Source organism: Xanthomonas arboricola pv. guizotiae (assembly GCF_002940205.1).
Classification (GTDB): domain Bacteria; phylum Pseudomonadota; class Gammaproteobacteria; order Xanthomonadales; family Xanthomonadaceae; genus Xanthomonas; species Xanthomonas arboricola_C.
Genome location: NZ_MDSK01000021.1, coordinates 37,059 through 49,494 on the forward strand (window position 1 = coordinate 37,059; position 12,436 = coordinate 49,494).

At 55.3% G+C, this 12,436-nt stretch carries 11 protein-coding genes and 3 pseudogenes; 6 read left to right on the forward strand and 8 right to left on the reverse strand.

Annotated elements, in window-relative coordinates; all coding sequences use genetic code 11:
- Positions 1-104: 104 nt before the first annotated feature.
- A complete protein-coding gene (locus XarbCFBP7408_RS13600; RefSeq protein WP_258072126.1) occupies positions 105-842 on the reverse strand; it encodes an RNA polymerase sigma factor in 738 nt (245 codons plus the stop codon).
- A gap of 448 nt (positions 843-1,290) precedes the next feature.
- Between XarbCFBP7408_RS13600 and XarbCFBP7408_RS13605 the strand changes: the two genes are divergently transcribed.
- Entirely contained in the window at positions 1,291-3,546 is a 2,256-nt protein-coding gene (locus tag XarbCFBP7408_RS13605) for a methyl-accepting chemotaxis protein (protein WP_104563409.1), read from the forward strand.
- A 281-nt stretch (positions 3,547-3,827) separates the two neighbouring features.
- Positions 3,828-3,995, forward strand: a pseudogene (locus XarbCFBP7408_RS13615) (IS4 family transposase); the annotation flags it as partial.
- A 204-nt stretch (positions 3,996-4,199) separates the two neighbouring features.
- Here the strand turns inward: XarbCFBP7408_RS13615 and XarbCFBP7408_RS13620 are convergent.
- The gene (locus XarbCFBP7408_RS13620) at positions 4,200-4,553 is read right to left on the reverse strand and encodes a SymE family type I addiction module toxin (RefSeq protein ID WP_104563410.1); all 354 of its coding nucleotides are present in this window, start codon (positions 4,551-4,553) and stop codon (positions 4,200-4,202) included.
- Between the two features lie 516 nt (positions 4,554-5,069).
- Between XarbCFBP7408_RS13620 and XarbCFBP7408_RS13625 the strand changes: the two genes are divergently transcribed.
- The 4 genes and pseudogenes from XarbCFBP7408_RS13625 to XarbCFBP7408_RS13640 all read left to right on the forward strand — a co-directional run.
- A complete protein-coding gene (locus XarbCFBP7408_RS13625; RefSeq protein ID WP_104563411.1) occupies positions 5,070-5,759 on the forward strand; it encodes a hypothetical protein in 690 nt (229 codons plus the stop codon).
- A gap of 287 nt (positions 5,760-6,046) precedes the next feature.
- Positions 6,047-6,481: a hypothetical protein gene (locus tag XarbCFBP7408_RS23380; RefSeq protein WP_308673549.1), complete on the forward strand. Its 435-nt coding sequence runs from the start codon at positions 6,047-6,049 to the stop codon at positions 6,479-6,481.
- A pseudogene (locus tag XarbCFBP7408_RS23385) lies at positions 6,478-7,653 on the forward strand (XVIPCD domain-containing protein); the annotation flags it as partial. The gene XarbCFBP7408_RS23380 and the pseudogene XarbCFBP7408_RS23385, both read left to right, overlap by 4 nt.
- Positions 7,654-7,808: 155 nt before the next feature.
- Positions 7,809-8,003, forward strand: a pseudogene (locus XarbCFBP7408_RS13640) (XVIPCD domain-containing protein); the annotation flags it as partial.
- Between the two features lie 491 nt (positions 8,004-8,494).
- Here the strand turns inward: XarbCFBP7408_RS13640 and XarbCFBP7408_RS13645 are convergent.
- The 6 genes from XarbCFBP7408_RS13645 to XarbCFBP7408_RS13665 form a co-directional block, all read right to left on the reverse strand.
- A complete protein-coding gene (locus XarbCFBP7408_RS13645; RefSeq protein ID WP_181123305.1) occupies positions 8,495-9,109 on the reverse strand; it encodes a DUF2971 domain-containing protein in 615 nt (204 codons plus the stop codon).
- 74 nt (positions 9,110-9,183) lie between these two features.
- Positions 9,184-9,882, reverse strand: coding sequence for a hypothetical protein (locus XarbCFBP7408_RS13650; protein ID WP_104563414.1), 699 nt, complete (start codon positions 9,880-9,882; stop codon positions 9,184-9,186).
- 109 nt (positions 9,883-9,991) lie between these two features.
- Positions 9,992-11,311, reverse strand: a complete 1,320-nt coding sequence (locus XarbCFBP7408_RS22400) for a hypothetical protein (RefSeq protein ID WP_146093770.1) — start codon at positions 11,309-11,311, stop codon at positions 9,992-9,994.
- A gap of 107 nt (positions 11,312-11,418) precedes the next feature.
- A complete protein-coding gene (locus tag XarbCFBP7408_RS13655; RefSeq protein WP_219820275.1) occupies positions 11,419-11,655 on the reverse strand; it encodes a KTSC domain-containing protein in 237 nt (78 codons plus the stop codon).
- A gap of 17 nt (positions 11,656-11,672) precedes the next feature.
- On the reverse strand, positions 11,673-12,056 hold the full coding sequence (locus XarbCFBP7408_RS13660; RefSeq protein ID WP_104563416.1) for a hypothetical protein: 384 nt from the start codon (positions 12,054-12,056) through the stop codon (positions 11,673-11,675).
- 60 nt (positions 12,057-12,116) lie between these two features.
- Positions 12,117-12,326: a hypothetical protein gene (locus tag XarbCFBP7408_RS13665; RefSeq protein ID WP_181106940.1), complete on the reverse strand. Its 210-nt coding sequence runs from the start codon at positions 12,324-12,326 to the stop codon at positions 12,117-12,119.
- Positions 12,327-12,436: the final 110 nt, after the last annotated feature.

A 12,436-nucleotide genomic window follows, 5' to 3' on the forward strand; every position in this document is an offset into this window, starting at 1 on the left:
TTTTTGCGTCGATGCTTGCAGGTCGTCGCGCACCGGCATGCGTGTACGACACAGCGAGGATGCATCCTGGTGTCTCATCCGGCAGACAACGCACCCCGGGCGGATCACTGCATAGCGGCACGGCATGCGGCCAAGGCGCGGCTGATGTGCTTTTCCACCATCTTGATCGAGATGCCCATGGCTGCGGCCACTTGCGGGTAGGTGAGGCCGTCGATGCGGTTGAGGATGAAGGCCTGGCGGCATCTGGGCGGTAGTGCGGGCAGCGTGTGGATGTGCAGGTGCTGCAGGATGCGGCGGGCGTCGGCGATCTGGTCGACGTGGGCGCCGTCTGCGGCCAATGGTGCGATCAGGTCCAGTGCGACGTGGGCGTGGGCGTGGCGGCGGTGGCGCGTGCGCCAATGCTCCAGCACAACATTGTGGGCGATGCGATACATCAGCAGTGCGTAGTCGCCGATGTCGAGCGCGTCGCGGTAGCCCAGCAGGCGGAGCAGCGTTTCCTGGGCGAGGTCGTTGGCCGTGTCGGGGTCACGCAGGCGCCGGCGCATGTAGGCGAGCAGGTCGGCATGCAACAGGCCGATGGCCTGGTCGAAACGCGCCCTGCCCACTGCCGGCTCCTCACGTACACGCCAACGCGTGGTGTGGCGTACGCGGGTGTAGCCGCGCATAACTGCGGCGCGTGGGTGTGCGACGTACGCCGTGCGTGTAGTGGCGGTTGTGCCTGAGCCGCTGCGCCGATGCCAGGCGGTGCAGGTATTGGTCGCGCGTTCGACCGGCAGCGGCATCCATGTGCTGCCGAAGCGCGGGGATGTGCCGAAGCTGCCGGCCAGGGTGTCATTCACCATGCGGGTTCTCCAACTGCGGGGGCACGCGCTGAGCACGGTATGCGGCGGGTTGGTCGCTCTGCAGGTGCCACGGTGACGACCAGCTCGCCGTTGCGCATGCTTATGTTGAGTTTGCTGCCGATGGTGCGACGTCCCCCTCATTGCAGGAGGAGCCTCGCCAAGGCACGAGTTCCCAGGCCTGTCGTTTGCGGGTTGGTAACCTAGCTTGTGAACTCCGGGCCGCGCTTTATCAAAACATCTGGTCGACGAACACAAGACGTGCCGCCCAGGCATCAAGCCGCTCACATCAGGACCACGGTCAAGATTTCGTGATGGGTGCCGCTAAACAGTAACCCGCACCAAGCAAATTTACCTGACTGAACGAATCGACTGCCAAGGTAGCTTCAGGCTGCCTAATCTCCCGTTCCCATCGGCTATCCCCACCCCACCCGCAGCACAAGGCCCCGCCATGCTAACCACGATAAAGAGCAAATTCTTACTGGCATTGTTCGGAACGCTGATTCCGAGCATCGCGCTCTGCCTATTTCTATTGAATAGCCTTCACACTTCCAAGAACAATGTTGGCACGCTCTACAATCGAGACTTCACAGGCTCTGCGCTTGCCAGCAGCATCGACGGTCAACTGACCCGGGTCGACATCAATATCCTGCGCATGATTGCTATCGGCACGCCCGAACTGATCGCACAGTGGAAACAGGAGAACGAAAAGCGATTCACTCAAGTGGCTGCCAGCATCGTTGAGCTAAAATATTTGCTAAGCCAGGAAAAGGAACATACGGCTAAGTTGCAAGCAATCACGGCGAGCTATGCGTTGATGCAAGCAGGGATGCAGCGCCAAGTTGAGTTGATCGAAGCGGGCGATATTCCGGGAGGCGCCGAAGTCAATCGGACTCAGGTCAAAGACAATGCCGATGCTACCTTCGCTGGGCTTGCCACACTTCGTGAGGAGCTCGGCAATTCAGCCAAGCTACGTTATCAGCAGCAGCAGGAAGCCAACACGCGTGCAATGACACTCTCCGCAATCGCGCTAGGGCTGATTACCTTGGCTGGTATCAGCATTGCCCTGATACTTGGCAATACAATTTCTCGTTCGATTCGAACGGCAGTGACAGCTGTCGAACACTTGTCAAACGGAGTGCTCAATGTCGATGTCAAGGTCACGGGTAAGGATGAAACCGTGCAACTGGCCGAAGCGGTCTATCGCATACGTGACCGTCTGCAGGGAGTCATTGCGGCGCAGCTAGAGATGGCACGCCAGCACGATGCTGGTGAGGTCAGCTATCGCATGGATGAAGAAGCGTTTCCAGGCGAGTATGGCCATATGGTGCGCGACGCCAATGCCTTGACCAACTCGCACATTGAAATCATGATGCGCTTGGCAAAGATTACAGGACGTTACGCGGTTGGTGATCTCTCTGAGGATATGGATCGGCTACCTGGCGAAAAAGCTGTGCTCACCGAAACGATGGACCAGGTCAAGCACAATCTGAAAGCAATCAATCAGGAGATAAGTCACCTCGCCTCAGCTGCAGCAGCAGGGGACTTTAGCGTGCGCGGCGATGCCGAACGTTTCCAATACGATTTCCGCGTCATGGTGGAGAGCTTGAATCAGCTGATGGCCACCGCCGACACCAACCTGCATTCGCTGTCTTCGCTGCTGCAGCTCATCGCCGCAGGAGACCTGACCGCACGCATGACCGGCGAGTTTAACGGTGTGTTCGCGCAAATGCGCGATGACGCCAACACCACTGCCGCGCAGCTTGCCGAGATCGTTGGCCGCATCCAGCAGTCGGCGGTGTCGATCAACTCGGCGGCCAGCGAGATTGCCGCCGGCAACCAGGATCTGTCGCAGCGCACCGAACAACAGGCGGCCAACCTGGAAGAAACCGCCGCGTCGATGGAAGAACTGACCTCCACCGTGCGCCGGAACGCCGAACATGCGCGTCAAGCCAACCAGCTGGCGATCGGCGCGGCAGGCGTGGCGTCCCAAGGCGGCGAGATCGTGAGCAAGGTCGTGGGGACCATGGCCGGGATTGAAGCATCGTCCAAGAAGATTGCGGACATCATCAGCGTCATCGACGGCATCTCTTTTCAGACCAACATCCTGGCGTTGAATGCGGCAGTGGAAGCAGCACGCGCAGGGGACCAGGGCCGCGGATTTGCCGTGGTTGCCTCGGAAGTGCGCACGCTGGCCCAGCGCTCCACTGCCGCGGCCAAGGAGATCAAGACCCTGATCGACGACTCGGTCGAACGCGTCGCCGAAGGCTCGACGCTGGTGCATACGGCAGGCACCACGATGGCCGAGATCGTCTCCAGCGTGCAGCGCGTGACCGACATCATGGGTGAGATCTCCGCAGCCTCCCAGGAACAGTCGGCAGGCATCGAGCAGGTCAACATCACGGTCACGCAGATGGACGAAACGACGCAGCAGAACGCAGCCCTGGTCGAGGAAGCGACGGCGGCGGCCCGTGCGATGGAAGAGCAAGCCACGCAGCTGACCGAGGCGGTGGCGGTTTTCAAGATCGACGGACAGAAAGCTGTTCCGGTCGGCGCAGCTGCTGGCACATCAGCCATTGCCAAGTCCGGAAGCAGGAAAACGGCAGCGCCCCTGAAGACACCTGCAAAGGTTGTCCCGCACAGGGCAGCCCGCAAACTCGAGTCCGTCACCGGCGCAACGGACGGCGCAGGCTGGCAGGAGTTCTGACCCAGACACCGTGGGCCCAGGTTTCTGGGTCCACCGGGTTCTGATCCGACACATCCTTCCGCAGGACCAAGCGATGGCAAACGCTTGTCCTGCATGGTCGTGTCCGCTATAAGGTCGCTGAGCGGGCTTAACAGCACCGACATAGTGGCTAGGTAAATCTGACCCTGAGGTTTCCCCACATTTTTTCCGGCGAGATGAAGCACTTGGTGCGCCAGGGTGTGGAAGAAGGTGCGCGCATGGGGCACGCTTCAAGGTGACTAAGCCAGAGAAGAGTGCTGACCATGCGCGCCAGCGAAGTATTGCAGAAGTGCCTGTCCAACTCACTCTCCGGGATGCATGCATTACGCCAACGCGCCTTGTTGCGCGCGGTTGAAGCGCTGTTGCACGGAGGTCGGCTGACCCTGATCGACCTTGCACGTGCCTGGCCCGGCGCGACGCGGGTACGTGCGACGTACGCCGTGCGTATGGCGGTGGTGTCTGAGGCGCTGCGTCGATGCCGGGTGGTGCAGGTATTGGTCGCGCGTTCGACCGGCAGCGGCATCCATGTGCTGCCGAAGCGCGGGTATCTGGCGAAAGTGCCAGCCAGGGTGTCATTCACCAAGCGAGTTCTCCAACTGCAGGTCCGTTGCGCGGCGCGGGGCGCGGCGGGTTGGTCACTTTGCAGGTGCTACGGTGACGACCAACTCGCCGTTGCGCATGCTTATGTTGAGTTTGCTGCCGATGGTGAAGCCGAGTTGTTCCAGCCAGCGGCCGCGTAGGCGCAGTGTGGGGATGCGTTGGTGGCTGTCGGGGTAGTAGCCGTAGCCGACGGTGCAGTGTTGCGGGGCACGCGGGTGGCCTGGGCGGCGCGGCTTGTTGGGATCGGGGCGGGGCTCGGGGATGGGGGTGCGCTCGAGGTAGGGCCGCGGCGGGATCGAGGGATCGAGCGAGTGCCAGCCGATTTCGGTGGGTGGTGGCACGGTGGCGCGCTTGCGCGCTGGCTTGGGACTGGACGTGGGTCGACGCATGGCAAAGCCCTCCTTGACGAACAGGCCCCGCCGCCGGGTGGCGACGGGATGTCGGGAGGTTAGAAACCGAAGACAGACGGCGGGCGTATTTCCCCGAAGGGTGTTGTATTAGCCGCCCTCCCGACGCAGGCAACGCGTCGGCTGCGCCAGCAGGAAGCTGCAGGCACAAAAAACCCACCGGGATTTCGGAGGTGGGTACCGCTGTCTTAGGAGTTTCTACGCTCCGTGGCCAAAAGACTGCTACGCGCTGCGTGACATGTCAACTGGCTGATGCTGGCAATCTGGAAAGCGTTGATGGAAGATCCTTGCGTCAACGTTTGAAGCAGCAGGGTCAGAGTTGGATTGAACCTAGAGAGATTGCTACTCCAAGCGCATCCCCACCCTCCCGCAAATAGCTTTACGTTCCCTCGCTATCCATCACTATCGCGCCACTCAGATTCGGGCGCGATAGTGCATGACACGAACGGCGCGAATGAGAATTGGCCAGCAGCGCGATGTCGCGTGAGTAGGATTCCAATGATAAAAATTAGCTTCCGAAACCTGCTTCCCTTGTTGCTGCTTTCACTAGCGCTGCCAAGTGCATGTGCTCGCACGCCCCATGAAGCAAAGCGGGATGCAGGCACGCCATCTGCTGCGACAGTGACGCCGCCGCCTCAAGAGAAAAGCAGAGGTACCGACAACGGCGCCGTCCTCGTCTCTGCGAACACCACTCTGCAAGAATTGCAGCGCCGGCTGCTGCGCTTCATTGATGGACTGACAGTGCCAGCGGATCTGGACTATCCCCAGATGGAGTCAGCACTTGGCATCAAACTTGGACCACCGTCTGATCCGGCATACCCGTGGCGTGAAGTAAAGGAGGTTTCTCTGGCCGATGGCTATGAGCTCTACGCGACGCATCGCCCAACAAACGATGGATTCTCGCGAATAGAGGTTGCAGTGACTCCACCTGACCATAGCGACCCCACGCGCGTGCCTACGTCCACCTGCATCTGGCAAGCAGAAGCACTCTCCAAAGCGCTCGAAGGGATGGGATACACGCGCGGCGGCCAGCGGCCGTTTCAGGGTGGATGGCTACGCCAGCATTGGCGCGCGATCAACGGCGGAAATCAGATTCTTTCGGTCTCATTGCTTCTTTATCGAACCAATGACCAAGGCAGTCGCCAAGAGTGCGTTTACAGCATGAAGATCGATGGAGGCAAGCCATGAAATGGGGCCCTCGAAGAGTAGAGCTTGTTAATACCGAACAGACCAGAACAGGAAGAAGATTTTTTCCCCTATTGTTGCTGCTCCTTGCGGCTGGACTTCAGGGCGCGTGCGCCGATCCTAAAACGGATTCCGCTACGTCATCTGCGTCAGCACCAGCACCAGCACCAGCCATTGTCCAGGATACGATTGCGGGCGATCGCTCGGAGCGAAACATGCCCAGCATTAGCTCTCAAGAGCTAGAGGCTAGGTTGCTTAGGTTTGTCGATGGATTCAAGTCACCGGCCGACATGAATTACATACGCCTTGAGGCCGCACTGGACGCAAAGTTCGGCGGGACCTCAGACTCTGTGCATCCTTTTTACATCATGAAGAATATTCCCCTGAGTGACGGGTACACTTTTTACGCAACCCATGTACCCGCAGAAAAAATCTTCTCGAGTATGGAAGTCGCCGTCGGTCTACCAGAACGTATCGACCCAACGCGTACGCCTACCTCGCGTTGCGTTTGGGATGCAACAACCCTGTCACAAAAACTGGAGGAGATGGGCTACAAGCGTGGTGGGCAAAGGCCTTTCCAGGGAGGATGGCTGCGTCAGCACTGGCGCTCGCTCAACAATGGAAAACAAGGCTTCTCCGTCGCGTTGCTGATCTACCGAACCAGTCAGGACAGTGGTTCGCGCGAATGCGCCTACGGCATGCAGATTGATGGGGGCAACGCATGATACGTGTCGACCCAAGAATTGAGCCCCTGCTGGCACAGATGGCAAACGATCCGCGCCTTCCAAAAGAGGCCGAGTCCAGTATTCGTCAAGCGCTATCGGAATCTCCCTACCTATCGAGTTTGCTTGGTAATGCGATAGAGAAGGGGCATATCGGATCGATCGCGGTCTCGCATGGCCAGAACAACGGCGGTCATTTCCAAGATGGCAAGAATGGCAGCGCCGGCACGCTCAACATCAGCGCAGCAGCGTTCAGCGAATTCACGGGCGCGCAGCGTATTGACTACATCACTGAAGTACTTGGGCATGAAACGATGCATGGTGTGCTGGCAGAGCACCGGACTCAAGCGCTGGCGGAGTTCGCAAAGACAATGGGCAACCGGATGCAGGAGGCGCACGAGAATCGCGAGGGTCAGGTCGACCTTACCGGGCCAACACGCGTCTATCTGGATAGCACCCGGGAGGATGAGGCGCTCTCAGAGATTTCAGGCATGCGTGCACTTCATGACCGCATCAAGCATCAGAACCCTGGCATGCCTGATAAAATGGTCGAGCTTCGACTGCTCCAGCGCTCGACTACGCGTTGTGTGGAAAGAGACGTTGCTCCACCGCAGTTTGCCAACGGATTGACATATCAAGAGCTCACCACGCGCCCGTTCTCACGTAATGATGCGCTGACAAAGTCGGTGGAAGAGTGCTTCTACGACAGTCGCGGCACGCTGGGCCCTCATAGCGACTCCGATTACCGGAACTACTACGGTGTCAATCCGATCAGTCACATCGCGCAAAACTACGCGCATCTGGCGCATGACCGCCAGCCTCCGGAAGTCCGCATCGATCTCAAATCCTTGGGCCTGGACCCAAGACAGCTGGAGCGCAACGGGCTGGACCTCGGGTCTGCGAAGACCTTCAACGTCGTTGACCTTGGCAAGGACGGCTATGGCATGGTCCAGCTCAAGGACACTGGCGCACGCGGCGTTAGCTCTCCCAATCTTGCGACACCGAATGAGCCAAGCCGCACATTGACCCCTGCAGAAGCGGGGCACCCGGACCATGCCATGCATCAGCAGATCCGAAGCAAAGTGGAGCAGCTAGACGCCGCCAACGGCCGCACGTTTGACGCCACCAGTGAACGAATGACAGCCAGTCTGCTGACGCTAGCCAAAGACAATGGGCTAAGGAACCTCTGAACAACTCTTGGCGTTGCGAGCGAACTTGGGATTTCGCTTGATCACGACAATCTCCGTTGCTGAAAATCAATCACTTACGCGTGATGGCTCCAACCTCAGGCGTCGATCAGAAGTCTATCGAGGAGTTGTTCAGAGCTTCCCTAACCCGGGTGGATCACGTGCTGCTCAGCGAAAAGACCAAAGACTCGCCCACTGCGCAGACCTTGTTTGTAGTGCAAGGCGATCCAAAGGATCCGGCCATGCTGCGCGCCCATATGCCAACGGCCGACGCCGCGCAGCGGCCTGTTCAAGAGAGCTTTACGCAACTGGAATCTGTCAACCAGCGCTTAGGGAAGCTCTGAACAACTCCTCGATAGACTTCTGATCGACGCCTGAGGTTGGAGCCATCACGCGTAAGTGATTGATTTTCAGCAACGGAGATTGTCGTGATCAAGCGAAATCCCAAGTTCGCTCGCAACGCCAAGAGTTGTTCAGAGGTTCCTTAGCGCATGAGCGCACGCAAGAAATGGCGATCGAACAGCAGCGCTCACAGGAGCAACAACAGCGCGGCCCCGTTCCGTCGCTTTGAGGCGATGACGTGCCCGCACTTGTCATCATCAAAGGCTAGCAGCTCTTGATCAACAAGGAACGGCGCTGATTCCTAAGTGAATCTGACCCGTTCTTCACTAAGCAGACGAAACCGTGGCAGTCGTTCGATTGTGCTTCGATAGATTGAAAGACCTCTTACTTGCTTGCGCATGCGCTAGTTTTTATGTAACAACCAGGAGAGCGGGCAGGTGGACTTTTTAAGTAAACCTGACCCCATTATTTCTCAACTATTGCACATTTACTCGACCACCAAGCTGTCACGGTCTTTGTAAAGTGATGACCGGCCGATATTTCCGCGATATTTGAGCTTAGTCTTGAGAAAATGAGTACAAACTCTCTCGAAGGTAGGGTCAACTCGTGGATCAAAGAAAACATTCTCTATAAGGTCATGGGGGTCTACCGGCACGCGAAGAGAGTCTAAAACTAGTGTATTATCGGCACGCCTGTCGTCCACCACAATTCTTACTTCAGATTCGTGATCGAATGCGTCGCGCTTAATTAGAAGCGCATCAGCCGCCCGCCGCGCTGTGTAATTCACACGCAATTCGTCAGCAATTTTAGATATCTCTTTGTTAATTTTTTTTGCGGAGGCGTATCGAACGTCTTTGACCAGCCAACCAATCTCTCTTATTTCTTTGAAGGACCGCAAGGACTTAAATAACTTCTGCTTTGTAGTGCGTATACGGATTCCTGTGCGATCCTGTGAGTAAATCCGCCACATGGCATCTGACACAGACTTCTTGCACCAGCACTGAGCAAAGAAACGATCTGAACGCTGATGTTTGAGGATTCTTTCGTATGGGTCATCCCACGACGCCGGAGATGCTAGATAAAGTTCCTTCGTATCGAACAAGTCGACAACGTGTCTGAAGCTTGTGATTCTATAGAGGAAGGAAGATGTAGACATGTTAGGGACTACCAATTGGGTTAAGCCGAACTGCGAATAGGTTTCGGCTTGGATGAAATTTTAGGCAGCAACGCCGCCACATCCGAATGCAGCGCCTTGCAATACTGATTCATTAAAACGGAAATCGCATCGCGATTGATTGTCAGCTGTTCGATCCAGGTTTCCTTAGACGCCCGATAAAGGTCTTCGGCCATCTTGACCCACTCGCGATTGTTGGTCGCGTGGACTGCTAAGAAAGAAAAGGTGGATAACTCACGCATCCGCTCGTCGTTAAATGCGCGGTCATGAACGTGACTGCCACGCTCAGAGACAATTTGCGACAGATGCAGTCGAACGTTCTTTTGCAGTTTTTCATATCGGTCTTTTGCCGTGGGCAGGCCTCGTTTCTGTCGCAGGCGAAGTATGGTCTTAGCGTATGAATCCATCCGCTCGTTCAAGATGTAAACCTCTTGAATGTAGAACGTGAGGTGGTACATAAGATAGTCGTATAGCTTCAGGTCTCTCCTGCGAGGCGCGCGGCTTTTGATGAATGACAGACAAAGGTCTAGGCGATCGATTGCATCAGTTAGCTCGGTGAAGCGGCGAAAGACGGCGTCGATAAGCAACAGCTCTTCTGCGTTATGTGCGGCCGGATTCGATGCATCGTCAGGCTTGACCACGGACGAAATCCAATCGATCAAAAGTTCTTGGAATTTTTCCAGGTCGTTCTTGACCTTCATATCGGTCTAAGCCTCTGAGCGTCATGAGAGACAAGCCAGTTAAATCGATAATGAAACTGCTCGCATTCTAGTCTAAGAAGAAATTATGCCATCATTTATGACTACACCTTTACTCATTATTGCCATCGGAATCCGAAATTTGAAGAGGATCCGGCAAATCATCCAAAATTTGCTGCCGATCGCAATGTTTTAAGAAGAAATATAGTGAAGAATCAATTATCTTCATTATTTTACCACCCCGATCATAATCAACAAATGGCGGCTGAATTTTTTTGTTGATTTGATGTTGCGTCAAATTATGAAGAAATGCCCCCAAGTCGGCAGAGCGAACGTCTTCTGGACGATGATGAATCTTTCTTATTTCTTCTAACAAAGTGCCACGGGAGAGCCCGTGCTCCAAGGCGTCAAAATCCGCTATCAGCAAAACATTGATAAAGTAATATGGGAAGGCCAATGACGGCTTTCCACTTTGGTTACTCGTTTTTCTAATTACATCTGAGAAAGATTCGAAATTGCGGATATGACGAACGCCATACTCGTTGGCTTTACGCTTTATTGATTCCGACAAGTGTGCAGGCGTGATAGACACTCGATCCTTTGCGGTTGAAAAAACGCCAGCTGCAAGACAAGCGTGCTTACATAATTCTTGAACCACGCCAATGCTATCAAATGCGGCAGTTATTAAATCGTCCTCAACAGAAGAAAAATCAACATTCAGAAGTGACGCACCCTTCCGTATAACACGCTTGAAGTCCTCAGGATCCCATGGTTCTACTGGAATTTCTGTAATACGATCAAGCAGGTCGCCATTGAACTGAACAAGCCTATTGGCTTCTCGCCAGATCCCGAGAATTATAAAAATAATACCATGGTCCTGAAAAGCTCTTAAATCAAATGCGAGCGACTCTTGAACTTCGGTCGGCAAATAGTGAAAATTTTCGAGGACGAGATATTTACGTATCTTATTCGATAACACGATCTCCGCAACGTCCTGAGCAAGAGCTAAGTTGTATTCGATATATCGCGAAACCTGAGTTGTAGCGGCTGTAGACTTATCGGCAGTCTCAGCATTTATTCCTGTTTCACCGATCATCGGAATTTTGATCTTAAAACCAGCACCTACTTTTGCGCCTTGTTCTGACGAACTTGAGGCGGTTTCACTCTCAATAAAAGAAATATCAAGCTGGCGCAGAATTGACTTATATATATCTATCGGTTGCGTTTGAGGAGAGCATTCGACCTTGACGTATTGATCTTCTCTAAGGTTTTTTAGCAAGAGGGAGGTCTTCCCCTGTTTTGAAGACCCATAGACAATGAGCTCGTTCCCATGTCGGAGCGCATCAGTAAAAAGCTCGTCAACTTTCTCGCGCTCAATATAGGACGCGATGAGCTTACTGCGAACGCCAAAGACGTCATTTGTTAAGTACATGGATTGCCCCTGTAAATTTGGCACGTTGATTTATGGCTGAATCAAACCGATCCGCGAAGCAAATTCCGCTTGAATTAATTAATGTGATACGTCTTAAAGTCAAGCGGCTAGCACTGATAGTGGTCACGGATATGATCGTTGTAGTAACGGCCTTTTGAGCCCGCATCGCGAAGCCCCTGAAAAACGTGCGAGGGCACACCGCAGAAGTCGTATGTGTGACCCTGCACGAATTGAATTTTCATACGCATACCAGCCGGGTCGTAGCCAATAGCGCTGATGGCTGACGAGGCTACGCGAATCATATCCATCGATTTTCCTATCGCTTGAATTAAGTGGGACCACATCGGGGCTGCTGTTTGAATCAATTGTCAGTACTAAGCTTCGTCATCTTGCTGCGGCGAGCTAGAAGCAACCGGAACATCAAGAGCAACGGAAACGCAAGTACAGCGGCTCGCAGGTGTAGCGTCGGCGTAACGCCCTCCTTCGGCCAGAAGCAAAGCCAGATCGCGAGTGCGGCAAGGCAGCACAGTGTCAGCATCAGCAATCGCTTGGCAGCGCGTAAGGAAAACGGCATTGCTAGCGCAGGAGCGGCCATCACCAGAAATCCAATGCCGCTGATCAATGCGCCCGCCTGTCCTTCACGTACCTGGCCTGCTGCAACCAGCGCCACCAGCAATGCGCCTGTCGCTGCGAGCATGACACCGGCAAGACCGGCGAGCAGCTTCAGGAGTTTTTGATAGCGCATTCTTTGCGTCCTAGTTCTGGCATTACGCTGCACTTCCGAGTGGCGTTGGCTTGAGGCCTGCTAGGACTTGTGACGCCGATAGTGGTTGTTGGTACTTGTGCTGCGGTAGCTGCCACCCTTGTGCGAGGCGCCGTGGCCTGCGCTGTAGTGACCGCCGTGACTGGTGGTGTGGTGCGAACCGGCGGCCCTGACGCGCGCTTGCGCGGATGCGGTAAACAATCCCAGTGCGGCCACAGACAGTGCCACGATGCTCCATGCCTTGCTCAACATTGTTTCTTCCCCCTGAAGAAATGTGTGGCTTTGCGGCTTCATTAATTACTGCGTGCCTCGATCCTCGCCGAGTTTTTGGGTTGCGTCAATGCGCTTGCGGGAGTGATCGT

What these genes read in the sequence shown, in the direction of transcription:
- XarbCFBP7408_RS13600 (WP_258072126.1), bottom strand. Translation starts at nt 842, where the DNA reads ATGGTGAATGACACCCTGGCCGGCAGCTTCGGCACATCCCCGCGCTTC.
- XarbCFBP7408_RS13605 (WP_104563409.1), top strand. Translation starts at nt 1,291, where the DNA reads ATGCTAACCACGATAAAGAGCAAATTCTTACTGGCATTGTTCGGAACG.
- XarbCFBP7408_RS13620 (WP_104563410.1), bottom strand. Translation starts at nt 4,553, where the DNA reads ATGCGTCGACCCACGTCCAGTCCCAAGCCAGCGCGCAAGCGCGCCACC.
- XarbCFBP7408_RS13625 (WP_104563411.1), top strand. Translation starts at nt 5,070, where the DNA reads ATGATAAAAATTAGCTTCCGAAACCTGCTTCCCTTGTTGCTGCTTTCA.
- XarbCFBP7408_RS23380 (WP_308673549.1), top strand. Translation starts at nt 6,047, where the DNA reads ATGAATTACATACGCCTTGAGGCCGCACTGGACGCAAAGTTCGGCGGG.
- XarbCFBP7408_RS13650 (WP_104563414.1), bottom strand. Translation starts at nt 9,882, where the DNA reads ATGAAGGTCAAGAACGACCTGGAAAAATTCCAAGAACTTTTGATCGAT.
- XarbCFBP7408_RS22400 (WP_146093770.1), bottom strand. Translation starts at nt 11,311, where the DNA reads ATGTACTTAACAAATGACGTCTTTGGCGTTCGCAGTAAGCTCATCGCG.
- XarbCFBP7408_RS13655 (WP_219820275.1), bottom strand. Translation starts at nt 11,655, where the DNA reads ATGTGGTCCCACTTAATTCAAGCGATAGGAAAATCGATGGATATGATT.
- XarbCFBP7408_RS13660 (WP_104563416.1), bottom strand. Translation starts at nt 12,056, where the DNA reads ATGCGCTATCAAAAACTCCTGAAGCTGCTCGCCGGTCTTGCCGGTGTC.
- XarbCFBP7408_RS13665 (WP_181106940.1), bottom strand. Translation starts at nt 12,326, where the DNA reads ATGTTGAGCAAGGCATGGAGCATCGTGGCACTGTCTGTGGCCGCACTG.